The organism is Nitrospirota bacterium, assembly GCA_035873375.1.
Taxonomy (GTDB): domain Bacteria; phylum Nitrospirota; class Thermodesulfovibrionia; order Thermodesulfovibrionales; family JdFR-85; genus BMS3Bbin07.
This window is the reverse complement of sequence record JAYWMQ010000026.1, coordinates 1-26324: the sequence shown is the minus strand read 5'-3', so window position 1 is coordinate 26324 and position 26324 is coordinate 1. Positions and strand designations below refer to the sequence as shown.

The 26324-nt window shown below is 43.2% G+C and carries 23 protein-coding genes, 2 tRNA genes and 2 CRISPR repeat arrays; of the genes, 23 read left to right on the top strand and 2 right to left on the bottom strand.

Going from position 1 to position 26324, the window contains the following annotated elements:
• Window positions 1–39: 39 nt before the first annotated feature.
• Window positions 40–900, top strand: coding sequence for a peptidylprolyl isomerase (locus tag VST71_05715; protein MEC4685211.1), 861 nt, complete (start codon window positions 40–42; stop codon window positions 898–900).
• 136 nt (window positions 901–1036) lie between these two features.
• Window positions 1037–2098 carry a threonine-phosphate decarboxylase CobD gene (gene cobD / locus VST71_05710; protein MEC4685210.1) on the top strand — a complete coding sequence of 354 codons (1062 nt, stop codon included), beginning with the start codon at window positions 1037–1039 and terminating at the stop codon, window positions 2096–2098.
• A 178-nt stretch (window positions 2099–2276) separates the two neighbouring features.
• Here the strand turns inward: cobD and VST71_05705 are convergent.
• A tRNA-Glu gene (locus VST71_05705) sits at window positions 2277–2352 on the bottom strand.
• 72 nt (window positions 2353–2424) lie between these two features.
• Window positions 2425–2498, bottom strand: a tRNA-Gln gene (locus VST71_05700).
• Window positions 2499–2683: 185 nt separating this feature from the next.
• On the opposite strand from VST71_05700, the gene glgC reads away from it, so the two are divergent.
• The 21 genes from glgC (at window position 2684) to VST71_05595 (ending at window position 26097) form a co-directional block, all read left to right on the top strand.
• Window positions 2684–3901 carry a glucose-1-phosphate adenylyltransferase gene (gene glgC, locus VST71_05695; protein ID MEC4685209.1) on the top strand — a complete coding sequence of 406 codons (1218 nt, stop codon included), beginning with the start codon at window positions 2684–2686 and terminating at the stop codon, window positions 3899–3901.
• A 39-nt stretch (window positions 3902–3940) separates the two neighbouring features.
• Complete coding sequence (locus VST71_05690) at window positions 3941–4936, top strand: sodium:calcium antiporter (protein MEC4685208.1); 996 nt, start codon at window positions 3941–3943, stop codon at window positions 4934–4936.
• A gap of 1 nt (window position 4937) precedes the next feature.
• A complete protein-coding gene (locus VST71_05685; protein ID MEC4685207.1) occupies window positions 4938–7559 on the top strand; it encodes a cation-translocating P-type ATPase in 2622 nt (873 codons plus the stop codon).
• Window positions 7560–7608: 49 nt separating this feature from the next.
• Window positions 7609–7857 carry a type II toxin-antitoxin system RelE/ParE family toxin gene (locus tag VST71_05680; GenBank protein MEC4685206.1) on the top strand — a complete coding sequence of 83 codons (249 nt, stop codon included), beginning with the start codon at window positions 7609–7611 and terminating at the stop codon, window positions 7855–7857.
• A gap of 790 nt (window positions 7858–8647) precedes the next feature.
• Window positions 8648–10150 carry a hypothetical protein gene (locus tag VST71_05675; GenBank protein MEC4685205.1) on the top strand — a complete coding sequence of 501 codons (1503 nt, stop codon included), beginning with the start codon at window positions 8648–8650 and terminating at the stop codon, window positions 10148–10150.
• Window positions 10147–10770, top strand: a complete 624-nt coding sequence (locus tag VST71_05670; protein ID MEC4685204.1) for an RAMP superfamily CRISPR-associated protein — start codon at window positions 10147–10149, stop codon at window positions 10768–10770. Before VST71_05675 ends, VST71_05670 begins: the two co-directional genes overlap by 4 nt.
• Window positions 10754–11881 carry an RAMP superfamily CRISPR-associated protein gene (locus tag VST71_05665; protein ID MEC4685203.1) on the top strand — a complete coding sequence of 376 codons (1128 nt, stop codon included), beginning with the start codon at window positions 10754–10756 and terminating at the stop codon, window positions 11879–11881. Before VST71_05670 ends, VST71_05665 begins: the two co-directional genes overlap by 17 nt.
• A complete protein-coding gene (locus VST71_05660) occupies window positions 11878–12447 on the top strand; it encodes a hypothetical protein (protein ID MEC4685202.1) in 570 nt (189 codons plus the stop codon). The genes VST71_05665 and VST71_05660 overlap by 4 nt, the downstream gene beginning before the upstream one ends.
• Entirely contained in the window at window positions 12429–13241 is an 813-nt protein-coding gene (gene csx7 / locus VST71_05655; protein MEC4685201.1) for a CRISPR-associated RAMP protein Csx7, read from the top strand. The genes VST71_05660 and csx7 overlap by 19 nt, the downstream gene beginning before the upstream one ends.
• Before the next feature lies 1 nt (window position 13242).
• A complete protein-coding gene (locus VST71_05650; protein MEC4685200.1) occupies window positions 13243–14217 on the top strand; it encodes an RAMP superfamily CRISPR-associated protein in 975 nt (324 codons plus the stop codon).
• A 1-nt stretch (window position 14218) separates the two neighbouring features.
• Window positions 14219–14716 carry a CRISPR-associated protein Csx19 gene (csx19, locus tag VST71_05645; protein MEC4685199.1) on the top strand — a complete coding sequence of 166 codons (498 nt, stop codon included), beginning with the start codon at window positions 14219–14221 and terminating at the stop codon, window positions 14714–14716.
• Complete coding sequence (locus tag VST71_05640) at window positions 14713–16008, top strand: RAMP superfamily CRISPR-associated protein (GenBank protein MEC4685198.1); 1296 nt, start codon at window positions 14713–14715, stop codon at window positions 16006–16008. Before csx19 ends, VST71_05640 begins: the two co-directional genes overlap by 4 nt.
• Before the next feature lie 12 nt (window positions 16009–16020).
• Window positions 16021–16752 (top strand): hypothetical protein, encoded by a 732-nt coding sequence (locus VST71_05635; GenBank protein MEC4685197.1) that lies wholly within the window; start codon window positions 16021–16023, stop codon window positions 16750–16752.
• Window positions 16749–17750: a hypothetical protein gene (locus VST71_05630; GenBank protein MEC4685196.1), complete on the top strand. Its 1002-nt coding sequence runs from the start codon at window positions 16749–16751 to the stop codon at window positions 17748–17750. The genes VST71_05635 and VST71_05630 overlap by 4 nt, the downstream gene beginning before the upstream one ends.
• A 155-nt stretch (window positions 17751–17905) precedes the next feature.
• Complete coding sequence (locus tag VST71_05625) at window positions 17906–18331, top strand: SAVED domain-containing protein (GenBank protein ID MEC4685195.1); 426 nt, start codon at window positions 17906–17908, stop codon at window positions 18329–18331.
• A gap of 12 nt (window positions 18332–18343) precedes the next feature.
• Window positions 18344–18583, top strand: a complete 240-nt coding sequence (locus tag VST71_05620) for a CRISPR-associated protein Csx3 (protein ID MEC4685194.1) — start codon at window positions 18344–18346, stop codon at window positions 18581–18583.
• A 102-nt stretch (window positions 18584–18685) separates the two neighbouring features.
• Window positions 18686–19642, top strand: coding sequence for a CRISPR system precrRNA processing endoribonuclease RAMP protein Cas6 (gene cas6, locus VST71_05615; protein MEC4685193.1), 957 nt, complete (start codon window positions 18686–18688; stop codon window positions 19640–19642).
• A gap of 200 nt (window positions 19643–19842) precedes the next feature.
• A CRISPR array of direct repeats spans window positions 19843–21173; the repeat unit is 35 nt; unit sequence GTTCAAAAGAGCCGTTGTTAAGAGGCAACTGAAAC.
• An 84-nt stretch (window positions 21174–21257) separates the two neighbouring features.
• Entirely contained in the window at window positions 21258–23336 is a 2079-nt protein-coding gene (ltrA, locus tag VST71_05610; GenBank protein ID MEC4685192.1) for a group II intron reverse transcriptase/maturase, read from the top strand.
• Window positions 23333–23614, top strand: coding sequence for a CRISPR-associated endonuclease Cas2 (gene cas2 / locus VST71_05605; protein ID MEC4685191.1), 282 nt, complete (start codon window positions 23333–23335; stop codon window positions 23612–23614). Before ltrA ends, cas2 (VST71_05605) begins: the two co-directional genes overlap by 4 nt.
• A gap of 2 nt (window positions 23615–23616) precedes the next feature.
• Window positions 23617–23892 (top strand): CRISPR-associated endonuclease Cas2, encoded by a 276-nt coding sequence (gene cas2, locus VST71_05600; protein MEC4685190.1) that lies wholly within the window; start codon window positions 23617–23619, stop codon window positions 23890–23892.
• Window positions 23893–24372: 480 nt separating this feature from the next.
• A CRISPR array of direct repeats spans window positions 24373–25049; the repeat unit is 35 nt; unit sequence GTTCAAAAGAGCCGCTGTTAAGAGGCAACTGAAAC.
• A gap of 109 nt (window positions 25050–25158) precedes the next feature.
• A complete protein-coding gene (locus tag VST71_05595; protein MEC4685189.1) occupies window positions 25159–26097 on the top strand; it encodes a transposase in 939 nt (312 codons plus the stop codon).
• Window positions 26098–26324: the final 227 nt, after the last annotated feature.

The window sequence follows — 26324 nt, the reverse complement described above, 5'->3', positions numbered from 1 at the left end:
TATAAAGTAACTTTAACCAGAAAATAGATCGGAGGCAAGATGAAAACATTAGCCAAATTTTTCTTAATCCTGTTAGTTATTGCAGGATGTTCAAAAACACCTGTTGAGAGCAAGGCCCCATCAGACTATATTGCAAAGGTTGACGGCGCTTACATCATGGAGAAAGACCTTAAAAAACAGTTTAACGCCCTGCCAGACTTTATGAAGACAATCTATAACAATGCAGAGGGGAAGAAGAAACTTGCAGATGAACTCGTAAAGAAGGAACTCATCTACCTTGAGGCCAAGAAGCAGGGACTTGACAAGTCACCGGAGTACCTGGAAAAGCTCAAGGAGTTTCAGAAGTTAAGCCTGATAAGCATGCTCCTCACAAAAGAGATTGAAGAGAAAGCAAAGGTAACGGAAGAAGACGTAAAGAAATATTACGATACTCACCCCGATGAATTCTCATCAGACCAGGCAAGGGCAAGTCATATCCTGGTAAGCACTAAAGAGGAGGCCGACAGCCTGTTGAAGAGGCTGAAGGCAGGCGAGGACTTTGCCGCCCTCGCCGAGAAAAACTCTATAGACAAGGGCTCGGCAGCCAAGGGTGGAGACCTTGGATTTTTCGGAAGGGGACAGATGGTTCCTGAATTCGAAAAGGCCGTCTTCTCAATGAAAAAAGGCGAGATAAGTGAGCCGGTAAAGACCCAATTCGGTTATCATATTATCAAACTGACTGACCTGAAAAAGGGAGAGAAGGCTGAGTTTGACAAGGTTAAAGAGAGTTTATCAAAAAAACTGCTCACGGAAAAACGGCGGGCAGCATTTGACGGTTACATTGAAAAACTGAAGAACTCATATAAAGTGGAACTTAATGAGGATAAGCTGAAGGATATGAAATTAACCGACCAAAAGTGATGATATCGTAAAAAACTGAAACAAGATAACATTAAAAAAAACCGTAATGTCTGGAACCGGGCATTACGGTTTTTTCTTCAGCCCCCCGGCAAACAGGTGAAGCAGGGGCTCAATAAATGGTATCATTACAGGCCTTATGACAACTCATGGTGGAAATATATATAGTCTTTCCGAGACCTTAAGGATACCGGAGAGAAAGGTAATCGACTTCAGCGCCTCTATTAATCCGTTAGGGGTGTCAAAAAAGATAAAGGCAGGCCTGAGAAAAGACCTGAAATACCTCACCAACTATCCGGACCCGGACTGTCACCGCCTCAGACGGCATCTCTCAAGACACCTCGGCATTCCTGACAACAATATAATCTGCGGCAACGGAAGCACTGAGCTGATCTATCTCGTTGTGCGGGGACTCAGACCAGAGAAGGTGTTAATTACCGCCCCCGCATTCTCAGAGTATGAAAGGGCGGTTATAACCTCGGGCAATTCCGCTGATATCACAATCAGGTTTTTGCCTCTCAGGGAAGAGGCAAATTTCGGGATTGATACAGAGAGTTTTATAGAGTCCATGCAGGGGTGTCAGATGGCCTTTCTCTGTAACCCGAACAACCCTACCGCACAACTGCTCCCCAGAGCGGATATTACAAGGATTGCCTCTGCAGCAAGGGACTTGAAGTGTTTTCTTGTTGTTGATGAGGCATTCATTGATTTCATACCAGAGGAGAGCGTTGTCTCAGAGGTTCCTGGAAATCCCTACCTCATTGTTCTGAGGTCAATGACAAAGTTCTATGCCCTGAGCGGCTTACGCCTTGGATTCGGCATCCTGCCGGCTGAGACAGCCGAAAGGCTCTTGGTCCTGAAGGAGCCATGGACCGTCAACAGCCTCGCACAGAGGGCCGGCATCATAGCACTGAAAGACAGGGTTTATAAAAAGGCCACTTTCGAATATATCAGCAAAGAAAAGCTCTTTATGGAGAAAGGTCTGAAAGGGGCCGGAATCCACTTTTATCCCTCCCCTGTAAACTTCTATCTCCTGAAACATCACAGGTCTGAAGAAATTGTCCTGGCCCTTCGCAGAAAGGGAATACTCGTAAGGGACTGCAGTAACTTCAGGGGGCTTGAGAAAGGATTCTTCCGTATTGCAGTCAAGACCCACAGGGATAACGCCTTGCTGATTAAGGAATTGAAGAGACTGCTATAGATCTCTGGCCACGAATTGACACAAATCAAACCGAATTTATCGTGAAACTACAAAATCTTTTCTTTTGCCTCACGATTTAAAAGAATTAAAAAGTTTCTTTCTGTTTCTTATATAGTGAAGCTTTATACTCCTCGACTCCACCACTCCTGAACTCTCTAACTCTCTTTAATGAAATGATTGGTAGTCCCAACGGGAGTCGAACCCGTGTTACCGACGTGAGAGGCCGGCGTCCTGGACCACTAGACGATGGGACCACATTTTATGGATAGATTGTCAATTTCAGATTGAATATTTACGATTTTTAAAATCGTAAATCGTAAATCAAGTGGCTGGGGAGAGAGGATTCGAACCCCTACAAGCAGAGCCAGAGTCTGCTGTCCTGCCATTAGACGACTCCCCATCTCTTTCAGTGTTACCTTTCTATTCTAAAGATTAGGACTCCTCCTTGTCAATCCAAAAATATCCTTAGGGTTCTTTATCACAATGAATTGCTGATAGCGTTCAATTCCTGTTAAAATAGAATCTGTCAGCTGCAACTGTCACAATGTAATAATATAAATAAAAATCATAAATAAAGGAGGGGGCATGCCACATCAAAAGGTTCTTGCCTTTGTTCTTGCAGGTGGTAAGGGTGAGAGGCTCTTTCCCCTGACAGCATTTCGTTCAAAACCAGCCGTACCTTTCGGAGGGCGTTACAGGATCGTCGATTTTGTCCTGAGCAACCTTGTAAACTCACAGATATTCTCCATCTATCTCCTTGTCCAGTATAAGTCACAGTCTCTCATCGAACATATAAGACAGCATTGGGTTATGTCACCCATTGTGAGAGACCATTTTATAGCTGTAGTACCCCCACAGATGAGGATGGGACCTGAGTGGTTTCAGGGAACCGCTGATGCCATCCTCCAGAATATTAACCTCATCACTCAACAGAATCCCAGGCTGGTTGTGGTATTCGGGGCCGACCATATCTACCGGATGGACATCAGACAGATGATGGATTTCCACCTTGACAATGACGCTGACGTGACAGTGGCGGCAAGACCGGTACCCATTGAAGAGGCATCATCCTTCGGAGTTATCCAGACAGACGCAGACAAGAGGATTGTGGGATTTCAGGAAAAACCGGAAAACCCCACCCCCATGCCCTCCGACCCGACAAGGGCTTATGTCTCTATGGGGAACTATATATTCAGCAAGGACGTGCTTATCAATGCCCTTGTGGATGCACAACAGAAAAAACAGCATGACTTCGGTGCTCATATCCTGCCGTACCTCGTTAAGTCGGGTAAACTGTTTGCCTATGATTTTGCCACCAACACAATCCCCGGCACAAAAACATATGAAGAGACAGGATACTGGAGGGATGTTGGTACAATAAAAGCCCTCTTTGACGCCCATATGGATATGCTTGGAGAGGAACCGAAGTTTGAGCTCAACAATCTTCAGTGGCCAATCTACCCATCAGGTCAGAAGGCCCCGGCCTCAAAGATAATGAAGGCAGAGATTATCAACAGCATGATCTCAGAAGGTGTGACCATAAAAGATGCGGTAATAAAAAACTCCGTTATTCGGACCGGCGTGGTGATTGAAGATGGTGTGATTGTTGAGGATTCCATCCTGATGGACAACTCCGTCCTTAGAAGGGGGTGTCATCTGAAGGGAGTCATCGTCGATAAACTGAACAACATAAAGGAAGGGTCACGGGTCGGGTTTGCAGCCGAGGACGAGAGGTTCGGACTCCATGTCGACCCCTCCGGAATAAGGGTCATACCAAGAAGAGGGTGGAGAGACGGTCAGTAAAAACACCTGATACCCGGCAAACAAAATTAGGAGACACAGATGCTCTTATGGTCCGGTTTTCTGCTTTGCACACTGTTGATCGTTTATTCAGGTTCAAAACTCTCAAAATACGGAGATATAATTGCTGAGAAGACAGGCCTCAGCAGGACATGGGTAGGCCTGGTTCTTATCGCTTCAGTCACATCCCTTCCCGAGCTTGTCACAGGGATAAGTTCCGTTACATATGCCGGCACCCCGGATATTGCAGTTGGTGATATCTTCGGAAGCTGCGTATTCAACATGCTGATCCTTGCAATTCTCGATGCAGTATACCGTCCAATGCCTATCTCGACAAAGGCCCATCAGGGACACATTCTTTCTGCCGGCTTCGGACTGCTTCTCATCGCACTGGTCACAATGAGTCTCTTTGCAGGGAAGGCTATCGATCCAATCGGGTGGATCGGACCTTACACCCTGCTGATAATAGTCATCTATTTTGTAGCGATGAGGACGCTCTTTTATTACGAAAAGAGAAAAATTGCTGCCTTTGTGAAAGAGACCGTAGAACTGAGATATGAAGGCATATCAACCAGGACCGCAATCATCCATTACAGCATTAATGCAATGATAGTTGTTATTGCCGCGGTCTTCCTGCCGGAGATCGGCAAGGGGATTGCGGAGACAACCGGGCTGGGACAGACCTTTACAGGCAATATATTCATTGCCATCTCCACATCCCTGCCCGAGGTGGTAGTCTCCATGGCCGCCCTCAGGATAGATGCCGTAGACCTGGCGATCGGCAACCTCTTTGGAAGCAATATCTTTAATATATTCATACTTGCCATTGACGACATCTTCTTTACCAAAGGACCCATCCTTTCCTATACCAATACCAACCATATAATCTCCGCCCTCTCAGCCATCACCATGATAACCATTGCCATCATAGGGTTAACCTACCGTTCAACAAAAAAACCCCTTTTTCTTGCATGGGACTCCCTGGGAATACTGATAGTGTACATAATCAACCTGATGCTGCTGTATGCAAGCATATAAAATGGACTGGCACAGGAAAGAAACAGGCGAGGTCATCGAGCAGCTCAACTCATCCCTCCAGGGGCTCTCCCACGAAGAGGCCCGTAAACGGCTTCTTGAATACGGCCCCAACGAACTGAGGGAAAAGAAGAAAAAGACCCCCCTCATGCTCTTCATTGACCAGTTCAGGGATTTCATGATCCTCGTACTGATTGCCGCTGCTGTTGTCTCGGGGTTTATCGGTGAGGCTTCCGACACCATAGCCATAGCAGTAATCGTTATCCTTAATGCCGTTATAGGTTTCGTCCAGGAGTACAGGGCTGAAAAGGCAATGGCAGCCCTGAAGAAGATGGCATCACCCTCTGCAACTGTAATAAGGAAGGGAGTGCCTGCAAACATTCCGGCTTCTGAACTTGTCCCTGGGGATGTTGTAATACTTGAGGCAGGAAAGATCGTTCCGGCGGATATGAGGCTCCTGGAGGCAGTCCGGCTAAAGACGGAAGAATCAGCCCTGACAGGGGAATCCCTTCCCGTAGAAAAGCACTCAAAAGCCCTGAATGAGGAGATGCCGCCGCTTGCGGAGAGGAAGAACATGGTTTACCGGGGCACGTCCGTTACCTATGGCCGCGGGCTGGCAATGGTTGTAGCAACAGGCATGAATACGGAACTCGGCAGGATCGCCGCCATGCTTCAGGAAGAGGAAGAGGTAAAGACACCGCTTCAGAAGAGGCTTGCAAGGTTTGGGCAAAGGCTTGCCGTTGCCATCCTTGCAATATGCGCCATAGTCTTTGTAGCCGGCATTTTGCGAGGGGCGTCTCCGGTACTGATGCTGCTCACGGCAATCTCCCTTGCAGTTGCAGCAATCCCGGAGGCACTCCCTGCCGTGGTAACCATCTCCCTTGCATTCGGGGCAAAAAAAATGGTCAGACAAAATGCCCTGATAAGAAAACTCCCCGCAGTAGAGACCCTCGGCTCGGTTACATACATCTGCTCTGACAAGACAGGCACCCTCACCCTGAACAGGATGACTGTAGAGGAGATATATGTTGACGGGAAACTTGCACCACATGCCAATGCAGGGACAGAGCCGCACGTGCAGCCGGAAGGCACTCCCCTGCATATGTTCTTTATTGCCCTGGCACTGAGTAACGACGCCGGGTCTGATGCTGACAACAATATTATCGGCGACCCCACAGAGGCGGCCCTTTACTCCATTGCAAAAAAATACGGGTTTGACAAAGAAGACCTGCAGAAGGATTTTCCGAGGGTTGCCGAGATCCCTTTTGATTCAGAAAGAAAGTGTATGACCACCTTTCACAGATGGAGTGACGGCAAATTCATATCCTTTACAAAGGGGGCGGTTGATGTACTGATCGAAAAATCCAGCAACATACTGACATCCAGGGGGGTAAAGGATATAGATGCAGCGGAAATCCTCGGAGTAAGTGAACGGATGGCCGCAGAGGGATTGAGGGTGCTGGGGATTGCCATGAGAGAATGGGAAAAACTCCCTGAAGAGATATCACCGGGGAATGCAGAGACAGGTCTCACTGTTCTGGGCCTTACAGGCATGCTCGATCCGCCAAGGGAAGAGGCAAAGGAGGCGGTCAGGCTCTGCAAGGCCGCCGGGATAATCCCTGTAATGATAACAGGAGACCACCCGCTCACGGCAAAGACCATAGCAAAGAGGCTCGCCATCCTTGAAGACGACTCAACGGCGATAATCACGGGCAGGGAACTTGACGCCCTGTCATTGGAGGAGTTTGAAGCACGGGTTGAAGGCATAAGGGTCTATGCAAGGGTTGCCCCGGAGCAGAAGTTAAAGATAGTCAAGGCACTTCAGGACAGGGGCCAGTTCGTTGCCATGACAGGAGACGGAGTCAACGACGCACCTGCCCTGAAGAGGGCGGATATCGGCATTGCCATGGGCATTACAGGTACGGATGTCTCAAAAGAGGCAGCGCACATGATACTGCTTGACGACAATTTTGCAACAATCGTAAAGGCGATCAAGGAAGGCAGAAAGATATACGACAACATAAGAAAATTCATAAAATACCTGCTGGCAACAAACTCCGCAGAGGTCTGGACGGTTTTTCTTGCACCATTTCTCGGCCTCCCCCTGCCCCTCCTGCCCATACACATCCTCTGGATTAACCTGATAACCGACGGCCTCCCTGCCCTTGCCCTTTCGGTCGAACCCGAGGAAGGAGATGTAATGCAGAGGCCCCCCCGCCATCCAAAGGAGAGTATATTTGCTCATGGACTCGGCATAAGCGTCCTGTGGACAGGTACTCTCATGGCTGCAATCACCCTGTCACTACAGGCATGGAGCATTAAAACCGGGGCACACTGGCAGACCATGGTCTTCACAGTCCTCTGTCTGAGCCAGCTTGCCGGAGTCATGGCCATGAGGTCGGAAAAGGAGTCACTCTTTAAAGTCGGCCTTTTCAGTAACATACCCCTGTTAGGCGCCGTACTGCTCGGCTTCTTCCTGCAGATGGCAACCGTCTATTTACCGCCCCTCAACTCCATATTCAGGACAAAACCATTGACCCCGGCTGAGCTCCTGATTACCCTGTCTCTGTCATCAATGGTATTCTTTGCAGTTGAGCTTGAGAAGCTGATAAAAAGGAGGGCATAGAGGCAGCAGACAGGGGGGATTTTGCCGGCCATGAAGAGGCCATTGCTGAATTAAAGACCTGAAAGAAGCCGGAAATTTTATTGCTTCAGACAATCCAGAGGCAGCATTGCGAATGTCGGAACGGGTACAGGAAGCGGTAGAATATCTGTTAGATCATCCTAATATGGGTAGACCGGGGCGTGTAGCAGGAACAAGAGAACTCATTGTATCAGGCACTCCTTTCATTCTGGTTTATCGTGTTAAAACCCCTTCCATTCAAATATTGAGAGTTCTTCATCATGCCAGGGAGTGGCCTTAAATGAAGCTCCCCAATCAGGAATCGTTGGGCATTCAGCCGGCATCCTCGTAAAGTTTCTTAAGAGGCGGCTTTATTAAAAGTCTCATACTGATTTTGCAGTCAACCTCTCAGGCGGGCGTTGAAAACACTGGTTCTTTGACAACTTTAAGGCTGTTTATGCTGCAATTTTGAGGAAAATGAAGAGAGAAAATTTAGACAGGCGGGAATTGCCCTGTAGAGGCTTGTGTATCAAGGGTTTACAGGGGGTGGGTTCAAAAGAGCCGTTGATAAAAGGCAACTGAAACATCCCCCTGCCCGTGGAGGTGGATAGCACAAAGGCAAAAGCCAGTTCAAAAGAGCCGTTGATAAAAGGCAACTGAAACCCTGAAGGGGCGCAGATAAAGGGTTTACCAACGACAGACAGTTATTTTTCCTTGACAGTGGTGGTATTTTGGTGTATGCTTGAATCTGTATTTTAACTCAGGATCAAGTATCAATAAACCTAAAACCTAATGAATGTAAAACAGATACCTGAAGGAAGAGTTTTTAGTAATGGTACGACTATTTTTAGCTTGGCAGTAGACGGAAAGGCAGCGGTTGTCTTAAAGGGTATAAGAGACCCTTAGGGTGGTATTTGAGAGAAGGAAAGTGAAGGTTCAGGAAATGAACATGAGGGAAATAGACGAACAGTTAAGAATATAGATGAAAAGCAGATCACGAAAGATGTCTTTTTCTGGGCGGTTATGATGCCGGGATAGGGAAGATACAAATATAACAGACTCAGGAAACACAAAAAGTACGAGAGGTTACTATGCCGGATTCTAACGAAAAATATTTGATTTTATTGGATACTGACAAGATTCACGACTATGTGTTTGCTACCAATAAACTGAAAGAGATAACAGGGGCAAGTGCCCTTATAGATGAACTTGTTCTCCATGAGATTCCTTCTTGCACAGAGAGTTTTAAGTTTCAGGTGATATTCAGTAATGGTGGAACATCACTGATAAGGGCAGCAAATACTTCCGATGATGAGGTGGAAAGGTTTATTAATCAGATCAAGAATAAGTTTTATGAGCTGACAGAGACTGGTACTATAACATGTGTCTGGGCGTCTTATAATGCAAGAGAATTCACAGAGGTTAGAGACGAGTTATATAGAAAACTCAAAGATAAAAAACTTTCAAATGATAAAATTCATGACTTGATTTCAAGCCCATTCCTGAAGTTCTGTACTCACTGTGGCATCCGGAAGGCTGAGAAAGACTATGAATCGAATACATTTATTTGTCCTTCATGTTTAAAAAAGATACTCGAAGGGGAAAAAGAAAAGAAGACAAAATACAATATAAGGTCAGTCACGAAAGGGAGAAGAAGCATCTATTCATATTTTTTTGAAAAAGACGGCAATGCAGCCTTTCCTAAGGATCTATCGGAGATTGGAGCTGCATCCACACCTTCAAATTATATCGGCTTTATATACGCCGATGGTAACCAGGTAGGGGAGAAACTCAAGCAGATAAAAAGTGAAAATGAATATCGGCGCTTCAGTGATATGCTTGACAGGACGACTAAGGAATCCGCAGTAGAGACCGCAATGGAGTGTTTTGGCTCATCCAACAAATATCCTATGGAGTTTATCCTTGCAGGGGGAGATGACCTTATTATGGTCGTTCCTGGTAATATGGCACTTCCAGTTGCTGTTAAATTCTGTGATAAATTCCAGGATAAAAGCAGAAATGATAAAGATCCAAATGATATAACCACATCTGTAGGTCTGGTTATATCACACTCAACATATCCTGTCAAGTCGTTACTCAGGCTCTCCGAATCGCTCCTTAAGGCAGCAAAAGAGAAAGGCTGGAAGGAAAAGACAGGGACTCAGTCAGACTCCATGATAAACTTTATGATTGTTAAGGGAAGTATGCTGAGACCCAATGCATGGAAGGAAGATTACATATATAAGTCATATGAAGGGACTAAGATGAATCTTACTCTGAAACCTTACAGAACAGATGAGATCAAAAGACTTCTGTCTTTCATTCAGAGCTTGAAGCGTGCAGGTATGCCGGGATCGAAGTTAAAGGTTATCAGAGAGATACTTTTGAAGGATAAAGCACAATCTGTACTTGAATTCTGTCAACTGCTTTCAAGATTGAAGGGCAACGGGGATGTCTTGGATGTAATATTCTCAATTGACAAAGATTTCAATCTTGATTTCATGCCATGGAAGAAAGAGGGTTCGGAGTTTTACACACCCTTTCTGGACATTGTGGAACTCTATGATTTTATATCCCCTGAGGTAAAGATATGAAAGAAATAAGGCTCAACTTCAGGTTCAAAACACCCTATATCATAAAAAGCGGGTTCGGATATGCTGGAATCTTTGATGATACAATGCTTCGGGACGGAAGTGGTTTTTTATATATTCCCGGGTCAAGCATAAAGGGGCGGATAAGGGCGCATATGCAAAAATTATTACGTTCTACAGGAAAAAGTTTCTGCAGTGACGAAATATGTAAGGACAGGTCACACCTATGTATCATGTGCAGGCTTTTTGGCTCTCCATTTGTAGCAAGTCCTCTTGTTTTTACCGACTCTAAGCATACAGATAAGCAGAAGAAGTTCTTCCGTGCACTTATAAGAAAAGAGGAAGGTTTTCCGTTTAATCTTGACACAACAGGATTTGCCAGCACACCGATAACCAGAAAAAGGCTGACTGCTCTTAAGGGGGGACTACATATTACCGAACTGCCACTTGAAGGGCTTGAATTTCAATCAAGGATCATAGGGGATATATCGGATAACGATATGAAGGAACTCATTAATGCGATTAGATTGATAACCCACCTGGGCGGAAATAAAGGAAGAGGTGTTGGAAGGCTCACAGATGATGGTATAGAGGTGGAGGTGATTAATGAAATTAAGACTTGAGGTCCTGTCACCTGTTACAATTTCATGCAGTTATACATCCATTAATGAGATATATACAGTTGACTATATACCGGCAACGGTTGTAAGAGGCGTCCTTGCATCGGCTTATATTAAGGAAAAGGGTATTTCAGATCCAATGCAGGACAACCTGTTTAAGGAGATATTCCTTTCAGGGAAGTGTATATTTGGAAATCTCTACTATAATGAGAGCGAACTGTTGCCGCTCTCTGCCCTTTCCTGTAAATATAGTTCAGGGTTTGTACCGGATGCACATGGAGTAAAGGATATGGTAATACCATGGCTGAAAAATGATATGGAAGGTCTTGAGTACTGTTCTCAATGTAAGGCACCTATGGATAATTTTAGGGGATTTTATAAAAAGGAGAAAGGCTATTTTAAAAAGATAGAAGTACCTAAAAGGCTTATAGCCAGGACAGCCATCAACCCCACGAGAGAAACTGCCGCACATGGTGAACTGTTCTCCATGGAGGCAATCAATGAGGGAAGTTTTTTCGCAGGAAGGCTACATGTTGAAAATGGCTTAAAGGACAAAGTCCTGGAATTTCTTAATAGCAGGGAAATGAGGATTGGAACGGCACGAAGCAGGGGACAGGGCCATTGCAAGGTCTTTGTAGAGAACAAGTCCTCAACAGACAACCTTAACGAGAGGTTTGATAGATTTAACTGTCTCATTGGAGACAAACACACCTATTTTTCGATTACCCTGCTTTCAGACATGATTATTTTTGATAAATATCTCAGGTATTGCAGTAAATTAACATTGGATACATTACTTGAATATCTTTCAGTTGACAGCAACATTTTAAATAACTTTAAACTTGATTTCTGGATTTCAGGCACGAGAAAGATATCAGGCTGGAACAGCGCACCTAATGTTTCACTTCCCAAGGAGGATGTTGTTACGATAGAGAAAGGCTCTGTATTTGTTTTCAAGAGCAGCAACTCCTTATCTGATGAGGTTAAAACACAGATTGCATCAGAGTTGCAAAAAATTCCGGAGTTTATCGGAGAGAGAGTCACTGAGGGATTTGGACAGGTAAGTATATGTAATAAGTTCCATCTTGAATTTTATGAGGAGATGAAAGAATGATTGGCGCACTTTCCATGATTGTAGAGAAAAACATTCAGGTATATCAGGAGAAGATATCAAAGAATGCCTTTGATTTCTACCAAACATATTTGAGGAAGAAGAGCGATATTCCTTCTCAAACGCAGATGAATACCCTCGGATCATTGATACAGGATGCTGGAGATTTAAATGCCCTATTATCTGAGGTGAAAAAATTCTTAACAAAACAGAGAGATAAAAATCAGGATAAGAAGACTGGGTGGGCGCTTGAGTGTGAAGGGAAAATGCTTGCAGATATAATCATAGAGAAGATTGAATCTGTTGATAGAGAGAAATTTTTTGGAGATTATACATTTGCAATCAACTCAAATACGTCTTTTTTGAGAGAAGGTCTGAAAGACAAAGAGAAAGAAGACACGGATAATGAAACCTTTGAACTGGCAAAACTTAAGTACCTCAAGGCTCTTTTTTCTGCAATACTTCTAATTTACAGGATAGAGAATGCAAAATTGGATATTAACGGCAAAGCGAAAAAACTGAGTTTCTACCTTGAAGGAGGTGAATTGATATGTCGGAAAAGTCAATAAGGATGGACAGGCTGGATAACAGATATATCATAACTGGTGAACTTGAGTTGCTTACTCCAATGAGTATTTCTTCTGGAAAGGCTAATCCTGAAACAGACAGTCCATTTATACGAACCATGAATGGTACTGTCTATATCCCCGGTTCATCTTTGCGAGGGGCATTTAGAAGCACTGTCGAAAGAATACTTGCCTCACTGGGCAACACAAAATTAACATCCTGTATTTTATTTGAAGATTCCACTTCGAAAATCTGTCTTGCCGGGAACAAGAAGGAGAAGGACAATCTTTTAAAGAAAATAGAAGCTAACCAAATAGATGAGGATGGAATCATTGCTGAACTTGACAGCAAACTTTGTGGTGTCTGCAAGGTCTTTGGAAGCACTTTTAATATATCAAAGGTTAGATTTACCGACCTTTATCCTGTTTCAGGAACCACTCCTTCAGTTGTGAAGAGGGATGGAGTCGGTATTGACCGTGATACCGAAACAGCGGTTGACGGTGCAAAATTTGATTACGAAGTAGCTGAAAAAGATGCACAATTTCATTTCGAGATGATTGTGGAGAATGTTGACGAGGCTGACATGGCTGTTTTGTCTATCGGATTGAATGAATTAATAAGAGGAGAGTTATGGGTCGGGGGGAATGCTGCTGCAGGTCTTGGAAGATGCATGCTGAATTCACCCACAGTATCACGCTATTTTACTGACATTAACTCATACTTGGAATCAGGATATTCAACTAACGGAAAGATTTCTCTCATAACAAGTCATCTCAATAAATTCCTGGAGGTATGAGATGCTCAAGAAGATGATAAATGAATGTAACATGACCATCAGTCTCAAGTCAGACAGTCCATGGTTAATCAAGGATGGAAGATATGAGAAGAATGCTTTTGTCAAGGAAATGAATCTGGAAAGCAGGAAGAAAGAATATCCTGATGCTGTTTTTATATGTACAGATAATGACGATGTGTTTGGTAACGCAATCAAAACTAAAAATTATAACTCTTTAAATCATTATATGCCTGGAACCTCCCTGCGAGGTGTTTTCAGGAGTCATACCGAGAAAATCGCAAAAACCTTTCTTGATGGTAAAGACAATTATACTATTTGCTGCGATCCCTTTGATAAAAAACTCAGTTGTTCAAATAGACTTGAAAAGTCAAAACCACTTACACCTTATAAAGATTCATGCCTTGTCTGCAAACTCTTCGGCTCAACTGCATCAGGAAGCAGAATTGAGATAGGAGATGCGGAGATAACTGAAAAGAAAGTAATCATAAGGGACGGCATTGGTATAGACCGGGTTACTGGTGCTGTGAAAAGTGGCGCTAATTTCAGATTCCAGTTACTTGAAAACTGCAAAGCAGAAGTAAAAGTCAGAATCAGAAACTTTGAACTCTGGCAGCTTGGTCTTCTGGCATATGTATTTCAGGACCTTATGGATGGGTATATATCAGTTGGGTTTGGTACTACAAAGGGGTATGGAAAAACACTCGGAGAGAGAATATCCATTAAATTAACCTATTTGGGTAATATCAATCCAGCAGGTGAGATAAAGGATGTAGGCGCTTTGTCTTCACCGATTGATATCGATAAATACTGTTTTATTCCCGGCAATCTTGGTAAAAAGGAATACCTGAATCCCCTTGCAGATGAAAACCTTTCCATACGTAAGGATTATGAGATAACGGACGTACCTCAGTTTATAAAGGATGTTGCACCTGAGTGGAATAAAGCACTTGAATCAGCTTTAACCCTGGAGAGTTAAGATGCCACTGATAGGAAATAAAAAAGGTTGTAACGAGTCGGAAGTCTCAAAACTTGCATCAGATATTGACTATAAGTTTGCCATACTGGAAAAACCTGATGATATACGATTTATCAAAAAGTCAGAAATTAACAGTATTGGCAATCTGTTTGACTGGGACAGGGGACGGCTATTCGGAGAAAATGTTGAACTCAGATGGCTAAAACGGAGAAATGGGTTCCATGTAGTTATAATTTCCGAGAATGGTGGAGTTGCTGAAAAACTTAACCCTGAAGAAATAAACCCTGTTCGTGAAAGAGAGATATATCTCTGGGGAGAAAACATCGAAAAGAGTGGTAATACAACGGATGACTGGTACGAACAACGAATTCCAAGAATCTTAAACTACCCCGTCAATGCCACTAAAATAAGAGGCAGGCTGAAACTGATTGTAAAGGAGTATTCCCTATCCTCTGATAAAGGTACTGTCCACCGTTATGTAGGGTTAAAGGAGGAATGAAGATGTTTATAAACCCCTATAATTTTGCAGGAATTGATGAAGAAAATGTGGCAAGAGAGGAAGCTGTCAGATATGGTGGCAAGAGCGGGGTGCTTACCGTAAAGCTCACATTCCTGACCGACGCACTTGTAGGAGATGGCAATAGAAAATTTATGAAGGTTGGTGGCAGGACGGGCATATACGGTTCCAGCCTGAAAGGACTCCTCAGGGCAACAGCAGAGGCCATATCCAATTCGTGTATATCTATGATATCAGGTGATTTAAGCGGTTCATTGGACAATATTCTTATTGAAAAATGTGATAAAGATCATGGATTATGTGTTGCCTGCAGGATATTTGGTACAACTGTAAAAAGTTATAAGATTAACGATGAAGAAGAGACATTTAGCTTTGCCGGTAAGATAAAGGTAATGGATGCTGTTTCTATTGATACAAATGATACAAAAAAAATGACAAGAGAGGTTTATCTTAAAAATGAACACTCTCTTAGCAGTCCCAATCCACTTAGACACAGGATATTTTATTTTGACAATAACAAGATCAAAGGCAGAAAATTCTATTATCATCATAAAAAAGCGAATCTACCTACGACTGGTGAAATAAGGATTGAGGTTGTGCCTGAAGCCTCGGAGTTCGAGTTTGAGATTCAGTATAACTCCCTGACCGATAAAGAGCTCGGACTCCTGCTTCAAAGCATTGAACTTGAAAATGATCTTGGACACAAACTCGGTATGGGAAAGCCGCTCGGTCTCGGAAGCTGTGAAATGAGAATTATAAGGTTAAAAGAACTGAATTCGAAGGATCGTTATTCAAGTCTGGGCAGTGCTAAGGTGTTTGAAGGAGAGGCGTTAGAAAAGCATATTCAAGGTTTAACAAAATCATATGAGAACGGCAAGGCATTAGCCCTGTCACGAAATTTAAAATTAAAAGACCTGTTGAGGTTAGATAAAAGTCGGAATAATAATGGTAGTCCAGGTCCGTTACAAATTAAATATCCAGGCCAGAAGTGGTTCTCAGCCAACAAAAATGTGCCTCTCCCATCTGATGGCATACTTGACAGACCCCGAACACCACCAACTAAGAAAACTGAGAAGTTACAGGGAAAAGCAAAGGCCACAGTTGTTGAAGTAAAAGAATTCGGGACTGTCCTTAATTTACCGGATAACAAGAAGGGATATTTAAGCAAAGATAAATATGAATCAAAAGGCATAGAGCTAAAAAGGGGACAATCACTGGAAGTAATCGTTGGTGAGTTTAGCGATAATTCAAAGATGTATATCTGCAACCTTTAAACAGGAGGCATTATGGAAAAGCTTATCCTGATGACAGTTGGCACATCGGTTTTTGATGCAAGTAAAAGTTTTAATAATGCTGATACAAATAGGCTAAAGAACGCTGTTGAAGTAGAAACAAGTAGTCCGGATATTGAGAATGACATATCTAATGCCATGATAGCTGCTTCTTTAAGTGACAGATTTAACCTTACTGCTGAAATGGCAAGTCTTATTGCCTTCAACGAGAGACATCCATTGGATAACTGTGACTGGATTGTACTACTTCATTCAGAAGATAAAAAAAGTGAGGTCTGTGCTCATATTAACGCACAGGCAATTGTTAGGAGATATTTTGACGATACTGCTTCTTTTCCTTTGACAACAACTGATGATCAGCAGATTGCAGGTATGAAAAACTATTTCATTATGAATAATGGCGGCGGGGTAGGAATTGTTAGGATTGATGGATTGAGTCCAGGAGGCAATGAAACACAATTTATTAATGCCTTGTCAAATCTTGAAGAAACTATAAAGGACGTAAGAGGTAATTTTCCTCATCGGATGGCTTATTTCAACGTTACTGGTGGACTGAAAGGAGTAATTCCACTGACGACTGTTCTTTCCATTCAGAAAAATATGTATATTTTTTATATGCATGAAGAGAGTGATGGATTGTTCCTTATTGATTATCAGAAATTGAGAAAAATAATTATTGAGGAAAATGGCAATGCAAGTGAAGCATTTATTGGTGGTGCATTATGAGTGATAAAGAAACAGATAATATCAGGAAGGCTCTTGAATTAAGTAGAGCAGGAAGACTTGAAAATGTTTTTAAAGAAATTGATAATAATAAGCAGAACAAAGAAAAATTAGAAATTATTGAACGTGAAATAAAGCTTTTCACTGATCAGGTTCACATACTCAAATATGAATTATCCCATATCAAGTGGATTTTAAATAGAAACTTTTCTAAAGAAGTAAACGAGGTCACAAGATTTGTGTGGCTCAGTTTATGTCTGAATACAAGAAGAGATCCTGATGTTGAACACTATCTTGTTCTCAGGGGGATTGACAGAGAAGAAGAAGTTAAAAACTGTATTGTTAAGAGAGGATCTAAAAATAAGATGACTTCAGTCCTGCAAAGTTGCAACATAGACTCTTTTTTTTTAGACCAACCACAAAAGATATATCTCAAGGTAATAGCAGACTGGTATTTAAGAAGATACAATGGTAAAATGGCACGACAAATATTAAAACCTTTTGATTGCTGGGATAAACTCAAATTATTTTACCCGCGTCTGCTGGTAGCGATAATCATAGGTCTCTTAGCTTTGATGACAGGACAAGAGGGGTGGAACTTTCCACATAAACTTTTCCCTGACACTTTAGGTTTATGGAGTCTTCTCTCTGTTTTTTCTTTAAACATAGGGTTGTTTGCAATTACTGTTTTATATTTAACATATGAATGTTACAACATAATTTCTGACAAGAAAAAAGCCTCAAAGAGGGCATTAAACGTTGGGGTTAAGGGATATGTTATGAGTTTTTTGCTTTCATTAACATCCTGTGCTGTAGTGGGACGTATATCGGTTGATCCGACCTTTGCTGCCCAGTATTATAGTCTCTTGGTAGGAGAGTTTAGCTTAAACAACATCGTGCCTGTTCTTAAGAATACTTTTTTCTTCAGTTCAGCCGCTCTTTTCATAGGCATCTTCATCCAGGTTTTCTGGGAGAAGGAGACCATCACAGAGCCTCTATGATATTGATGAAAATAAAATCTCCTCTCAGGAACTAACTGATGGAGATTATTGAACCTATATTTGATGCGCTGGACAAAATCAGCGTTGTAACCGGACTGATTGCTGCATTGTTTTCTGTCCTCATATGGATAAAACTCCGGCGGCAAAATAAACGGTTGCAGGAGATTGCCGGTACATCCCCCAAAATAGAGAATTTCAAGGAACTCGTTGACTATCACAAAGACATAAAGACGATAAATCCATACGCTCTTGCCGTTTCTTTACTGCCCACAACTGACTCCATAAAGGGAGACGTTGAGAGGTTTTTAAGAAGCAAAGGCGGTGAATGGGAGAAAATGCCTGTTGAAGAACTCAATATGAATGGACTTAGTCCTGAAACTATAGAAGATTTTATCAATACGTTAAGAGTGAAAAGAAGGCAGCTTGAAGCACAGGACGCAACAGAGATACATCTTTTTATTGCTGGGCCAATCCAGGCAGGAACATTAATTGGTGCTATGTTTGATAACTGGAGGCCTGTCAAGCTCTATCATAAAAATCAAAAGGGTAATTATGAGTTCTGGTGTCACTTGATCAAATAGCCCGAGGGAACGATGATAGTTATTGACCTTAGCACCTTTTTTACTGAGACTGCCAAACTCGCTGATCTTGACTCGTATATCCGAAAGGCTGAAGAGATGGCAGGTAATGGAAATGAAGTCATCCTTACTGGAAGGGCTCCTGTATGGCTCTACCTGAGGGTTGCACATGCCTTGCATGGGAAGGTGAAAAAACTGATATACAGAAGTCCTGTAACCGGAGATATACTGATATTTGATCATAGTCCGTATTGATTTAAAAGAACTGTAGTGTCTTCCAACAACAGGAGACATTTACGGAGCCGTCTCGTAGATGAGAGTGTTTGAATTGAAATGAATACGGAAACATCACAACCAATGAACCAACAATCAACAACACAGCCGGGAACAAGTTATCTTAAGCAGACCCTTTCAGGGTTCAGGGCTTTAAAGGTTGAATTTACCCTGTTTCCACTTGAAAAGATCCATCTTGGCCCTGATGAGGTCAAGGGTGATCGGTGGCGGGGTGGTTTTGGGGAGGCATTGAGGAATCTGGCATGTCTTTGCAGGTGGGACAAGACTGCTTGTGATGAATGCGATATGTGTGCAGGCTGTCTTTATTACAGGTATTTCTTTACGGACAGGCCGCTTCCATACGTGATGCTTCCCAGGCTTGACGGCAAAAAGGGATATGAAACAGGTGAGAGGCTGCAACTCGATATGGTGCTTATAGGTGAGGCAGCAGGGCATGTGGATAAGTTTATAATGACTGTTGAAGAGATGGGCAGAGCGGGTATAGGCAGCAGGAGGGGGAGGTTTCGTGTGAAATCCGTGGTGGCAGAGGACTCGATTGATGCTTCTGCGTTTTTTGAGGAAGAGGCCATGACTGTTGACCAATGCAGTATTGAGTTACTTACCCCGCTAAAAATAAGAGAGGGGATAAGTGGGCTTAATTATTGTAATCTCTCTTTTGAGACCTTTTTCAGACTTTTAATAAAGAGGATTATAAACCTTAACAACCTTTACTGTAATGGCAAGGGCTTTGACAAGGAGAGGATCGAGCCCGAAAAACAGGACCTCTTTACCTTGGCCGGTAAGATTGAAACAAAAGCATATACGGAATGGCGGGATTTTAACAGATTTTCCTCAAGACAGCATAAATCCCTGAAAATCGGTGGACAATTAGGGATAATAAGGTATAATGGAGAGATAGGCCGGTTTTATCCTTTTTTGAAGCTGGGAGAGGTGCTCGGAGTAGGGCAGCATACAACAAGCGGATTCGGAAGATACCGCTTAATGCCGCCTGAGAAATACGAATATAAGGTAAAAGTTTAATAATAGGCGAGTAACTGGGGAAATTTAAAGAGAAAATGCCTGTTTTTTATAAATTCTCTCAGGCGGGCGTTGCAAACACTGGTTCTTTGACAACTTTAAGGCTGTTTTTGGTACAATTTTAAGGGAAATGGAGAGAGAAATTTTAGACAGGCGGGAATTGCCCTGTAGAGCCTTATGTATCAAGGGTTTACAGAGGGAGGGTTCAAAAGAGCCGTTGTTAAGAGGCAACTGAAACCTTCCCCACGGTCTCCATGGTCGAGACCAACGCCGGTTGTTCAAAAGAGCCGTTGTTAAGAGGCAACTGAAACTTGGCCTGAATATGCTGATCAGACCCATTATCTCATCGTTCAAAAGAGCCGTTGTTAAGAGGCAACTGAAACAGGATGGCCCCGAGCTCGGTCGGACCCACAATTTTGGTTCAAAAGAGCCGTTGTTAAGAGGCAACTGAAACAAACATAAAGCCACGAACCCTAAGACCGCGAGAGCGTTCAAAAGAGCCGTTGTTAAGAGGCAACTGAAACTATAAACGGCTGGCTTTTTGCCATGCCGATCCCGAGTTCAAAAGAGCCGTTGTTAAGAGGCAACTGAAACTTCGGTTCTGTACCCGGACCTCACGGTCCTTCGCCGTTCAAAAGAGCCGTTGTTAAGAGGCAACTGAAACAGATAATAAAAGCCAAGATAAACAAAACTGCAAAAACGTTCAAAAGAGCCGTTGTTAAGAGGCAACTGAAACTAATAAGATGTTGCTATTGTCACGACAACATCAATTGTTCAAAAGAGCCGTTGTTAAGAGGCAACTGAAACCCGTATGCTCATGTTTGCCGACTAATAACTCAACCCTTTGTGTTCAAAAGAGCCGTTGTTAAGAGGCAACTGAAACTTTATTCCGACATACCTTCTTACGTTCGGCTTGACGCGGTGTTCAAAAGAGCCGTTGTTAAGAGGCAACTGAAACTGAAACATTAGTTTATCCTTTTCGTCTCTTGTCATCTTGTTCAAAAGAGCCGTTGTTAAGAGGCAACTGAAACTTTCTGTATGGAAAGCCTTCTCTTTCCACACAGAGTTCAAAAGAGCCGTTGTTAAGAGGCAACTGAAACGCTACGGCTACCTGCCTCTCGTCACTCATGACAAGTTCAAAAGAGCCGTTGATAAAAGGCAACTGAAACTGCAACACTGCATGTGCTGCAATCCCGGCCTGAAGTTCAAAAGAGCCGTTGATAAAAGGCAACTGAAACCCACCATCGCTTTCCTTACCGCGTCCCGATCACTTTTAGTTCAAAAGAGCCGTTGATAAAAGGCAACTGAAACACTTACCTAACTTCATCCTTGCGGAATAAAACTTTATTAATGTTCAAAAGAGCCGTTGATAAAAGGCAACTGAAACTCCGATTTATTTGGGACAGTATAGACGAGGGTTGAATTGTGTTCAAAAGAGCCGTTGATAAAAGGCAACTGAAACTCCAACACCTCAAGCTTTCCCATCACGCCTCCCTTTCGTTCAAAAGAGCCGTTGATAAAAGGCAACAAATCTAAGCTAACAAGCTATCAGGCTGGCAAGCTGGCAACAGAGACAGGAGGCAACTTTTTGGGGAAATCCTTTTTAGTGGAGGGTGACATGAGCCTTTTTGAGGAAATATGTTCTTATTCCAATCTCCTCAGGGCCTTTGACAGGGTGGAGGAAAATGCCGGGGGACCGGGAGTGGACAATGTCACTATCGAAGAGTTCTCTCTATCCCTGAATGAGACGCTCATGTTCCTAAGAAAAAACCTCCTGGATGGCGAGTATAAACCTGAGGCGTTGCTGAAGGTCGGCATACCGAAGGATGACGGTGGGACAAGGTGGCTCTCAATCCCGGCGGTAAGGGATCGCGTGGTGCAAACATCCGCTGCGATGGTGCTCACGCCGATCCTGGACAGGGAGTTTGAAGAATGCAGCTTTGCATACAGGAAGGGAATGTCTGTAAAGAAGGCCGTACAAAAGATTATTGACTACAGGAACCGGGGATATTTGTGGGTCGTGGATGCTGATATAACCGCGTATTTTGACGAGATTGACCATGAGATCCTGTTAAGAGAAATCAGTAGATATATCAGTGACGAAAGGGTCCTGCACCTGATAAGTATGTGGTTGAAGGCGGAAGTTGTATACAGGGGGCACAGGACAAGGCTGACAAAGGGTGTTCCGCAGGGTTCTCCGGTATCTCCACTGTTGTCCAACCTGTATCTTGATGTTTTTGATGAAACATTAATGAACGCCAGGTATAAACATGTCAGGTTTGCTGATGACTTTATTATCCTGTGCAAGGAGAGGCCGGATGCTGAAGATGCACTTGAGCTTACAGAGGATGCCTTAAAAAAATTGAAGCTGAGTCTTCATCATGATAAAACACGGCTTGTTCATTTCAATGATGGCTTTAAATATCTTGGAGTGGAATTCCTGCGATCAATGATTTTCAGGCCGATCTATGAAGCTAAACTGGAAATTGAAAAAGAACCTGTCAGGCCCCCAATAATATCTGAAATATCTGAAAGGAAAAAAACAGTAATACCCCCCTGGATACCGGATTTGCCGGATACTGTAATGGCAAAGGCGTTTAAAGACGCGATTAATGAGTCTGAAGAAGACAATCTTGATTCTTTTTTCCAGGAGAGACCGGAGATAGAGCCGTCTGCCTCTAAAAACCCCTTTTTGAGGACCCTTTATCTTTTGGAGCAGGGCTCCGTGCTTGCCAAGGAAGATGAACGGTTCAGGATATTGAAGGACAGGGTGGAGATAAAGGTAATTCCCGCCATAAAGGTCGACCAGGTGCTTGTTTTCGGGAATGTCCAGTTGACGACCCAGGCGATGAAGTTTTGCCTTGAAAAAGACATCCCGGTTATTCTCCTTTCAAGCAGGGGCAGATATTTCGGCGAGATCAGCTCCTTTAAAATAACGAATGTCGCCTTGCATAAAAGACAGTTTGAGATGGCCGATAACGAGGCCCTGTCACTTGAGACAGGAAAGGCAATTATAAAGGCAAAGATTAACAATTCAAAGGTTATAATCCAGAGGTATGGCAGAAAGAGAAGGCACATGCGTTTTGAGCCCGATGTGCAGAAAATGAATCTTATGCTTAACAAGATATCCAGCGTGGTCATGCGTGATGAACTTATGGGAGTTGAAGGCGCTGCATCTGCAATGTATTTTTCAGCGCTGAGGACCTTGCTGGGAGACGACTGGAATTTCAGGAAAAGACAGAAACAGCCTCCCCCTGACCCTGTAAACAGTCTGCTGAGTTATGGATATACCCTGCTTTTTTATAACATTTTTGCCATGGTCCGAATGCACGGCCTGCATCCATATATTGGGTTTTTGCACAAGTTGAGAAATGGACATCCGGCTCTTGTATCCGATATACTGGAGGAGTTCAGGGCTCCGGTTGTGGATGCTGTCGTGATCAGCCTGATCCTGAGGGGCAGTATTAAGAAAAAAGATTTTCTTTTGCCACATGGCAGTGGTTCCCCTTGTCTTCTGAAGGGGGATGCAAGAAAGGTATTTATAAGGGCCTTTGAAAATAAAATGAATAGTTCCATTTCTCATACTCCCACAGGACATCATGTTGATTACAGGCGGTGTATCGACCTTCAGGTACAGGGACTGCGACAGGTAATTGAAGGGAATCTGGAAAAGTATGAACCGATGATGATTAAATGACAATGTTTTACATGGTATGTTATGACATAAGTGATGATGGCCGCAGAAGAGAGGTTCAGAAAACCCTGGAAGGATTTGGAAAGAGGGTACAGTTCAGTGTGTTTGATTGTGATATATCGGATGTGCAATATAGAATGCTCAGGGATAAAATTCTCTCTAAAATCGATAAGGATGCGGATAGTGTAAGGTTTTATCCCCTCTGCAACGCATGTTTCGGAAAGATCGAATACAGGGGAACCGGCAGTATAAGTGATGATGACCGGTTTTTTATAATATAGTTATGTTTATGGTTGTAACATACGATATCACAGATGACAAAAGGAGAGAGCAGGTATCTTCTGAACTGGAAAACTATGGCATGAGGGTTCAGAAGAGTATATTCGAATGCTACCTTGATCCGGATCAGATTGATGCACTCAAGGCATCCCTTGAGACCATGATCGATGTAACCGTTGACCATATCAGATTTTATTATCTATGCAAAAAAGACTCCGGGAAAACAACAGTAGATGGAGTGCAGCTTATATACAGGAATAACGATTACTTTATGATCTGACCAGAGAAGGGGATATGGCTGTGAGGGACGAACTTCCGGGACGTGTTGTGTACTATGAAAACTGTAACGGGAGATATGGTAATCTTTGACCACAGTCCTTATTAAAACGCAATGCCTGCACATTTAAATTGCCGGGGTCATATTCAAGGCAACAAGTGCATTTACTGTCCTCAGTTATCCCAGTATAATGTATAATGGAGAGGCAGCATACAACAAGCGGATTCGGAAGATACCGCTTAATTACCGCCTGAGAAATACGAATATAAGGTAAGAGTTTAACAACAGGTGAGTAACAGGGGGAAATTAAAGAGAAAAAGGGTGTTTTTTATAAATTCTCTCAGGCGGGCGTTGCAAACACTGGTTCTTTGACAACTTTAAGGCTGTTTTGTGGTACAATTTTGAGGGAAATGGAGGGAGAAATTTTAGACAGGCGGGAATTGCTCTGTAGAGGCTTATGTATCAAGGGTTTACAGAGGGAGGGTTCAAAAGAGCCGCTGTTAAGAGGCAACTGAAACATTTGAGGTCATAGCCCTGATCCTCTACCATAACTTCTAGTTCAAAAGAGCCGCTGTTAAGAGGCAACTGAAACTAATACTTACCTTAACGCCGGCATCTACTAAATCCCTTAGGTTCAAAAGAGCCGCTGTTAAGAGGCAACTGAAACCGCAACATCAATATATCCTCAAATCCTGTATTCATGTTCAAAAGAGCCGCTGTTAAGAGGCAACTGAAACACAAACCAACTCCGAATACGGAGACTGGTTTCTTGTTCAAAAGAGCCGCTGTTAAGAGGCAACTGAAACCGCCGCTGGATGGCGCGCCGTAAACATACATACCGGGTGTTCAAAAGAGCCGCTGTTAAGAGGCAACTGAAACATACGCCTTCCTCTTATTGACCGAGTACTTGTCTTCGTTCAAAAGAGCCGCTGTTAAGAGGCAACTGAAACCAGCATTTGAGAATCTCTTACCGTCGGTTCTGTCAAGAGTTCAAAAGAGCCGCTGTTAAGAGGCAACTGAAACGCCCTCGCATTTTTGTTTGTTTGCCCTCCATCGTTCAAAAGAGCCGCTGTTAAGAGGCAACTGAAACTTTGTGACCCATGGCCTGGGCGCCCTGGACTACCCGTTCAAAAGAGCCGCTGTTAAGAGGCAACTGAAACCCAGAACTTGAATCATATCCGCCGCCGATATAGGCGTGTTCAAAAGGGGGTCAAGAGGGGTCAGGTCTACACACTTGACAAAATGTAAGGGGCTGTGTAAAAATACTAAATGGCAAGGCCCTTGCGGATAGAATATCTTGGTGCGTTTTACCATATTACATCGAGGGGTAACGACCGAAAGAACATATTCAAAAGTGCAAGGGACAGGGAGAAGTTTCTATCCTATTTGGCATCCTCTACCGAGCGATATGGAGCAGTAATACATGTCTATTGTTTGATGACCAACCATTATCATCTCTTATTAGAAACACCCTTAGGTAACCTGTCACAGATAATGCGGCATATAAACGGTGCATATACAACATACTTTAACACCAGGCGACAAAGGGATGGGCATCTATTTCAGGGGAGGTATAAGGCAATTGTAGTAGATGCTGATGAATATGCAGGAGAGCTCTCCCGTTATATTCATTTAAATCCAGTCAGGGCCGGCATGGTAGAAGTGCCGGAAGAATACCAATGGTCAAGTTACCAATACTATATTGGTCACGGAAAGAAACCTCAGTGGCTTAAGACGGATTTTATTTTGGACTATTTTGGCAAAAAGGTATCCACAGCGCAGAAGAGATACCGTAAATTTGCAAATGCCTTTGTTAACAGGAAGTACGTAAGTCCATTAGAAGAGACAGTGGCTTCAACTATTCTTGGAAGGATTAATTTTGTTGATGAAATAAAGGATAGGTATCTCGACGGCAAAAAGGTTGACCGCAATCTACCAGCATTAGCAGAGCTAACCACCGGGCCAACGATTGAAGAAATATCCAATGAGGTAAAAGTGGTAATGGAAGAGGATCCGGTACTTTCCAGGAAAGCAAGTCTATATCTCTGCCACAGGTATAGCAGAAGGACACTGAAGGAAATCGGGAGTTATTTCGGCATTGGTGAGTCTGCTGTATCTCAGGCAAGCCACAGGTTTAAACTGACATTAGACAATGATAGGAAGCTTAGAAAAAAGATAAATTCTATCAGCAAGAGATTGAATCTGTGAAATGTGTAGACCTGCTGTCTATGACCCCTGTCTCTCTGTCTACTAAAGGGTCATTAAAAAGCAGCGATAAGAAAAAATGCGATTACAACGTAAGCGTCAAATAAACCCCACGTGATTAACCAAGAAGGACGATGGAGCCACGATTAACGTACTGGGGCAGAAGAGCCCTGTAATCTTCCTCTGTATTGGCACCGGGCAGTTCTTCAAAGAGGAAGCGCAAATAGGCA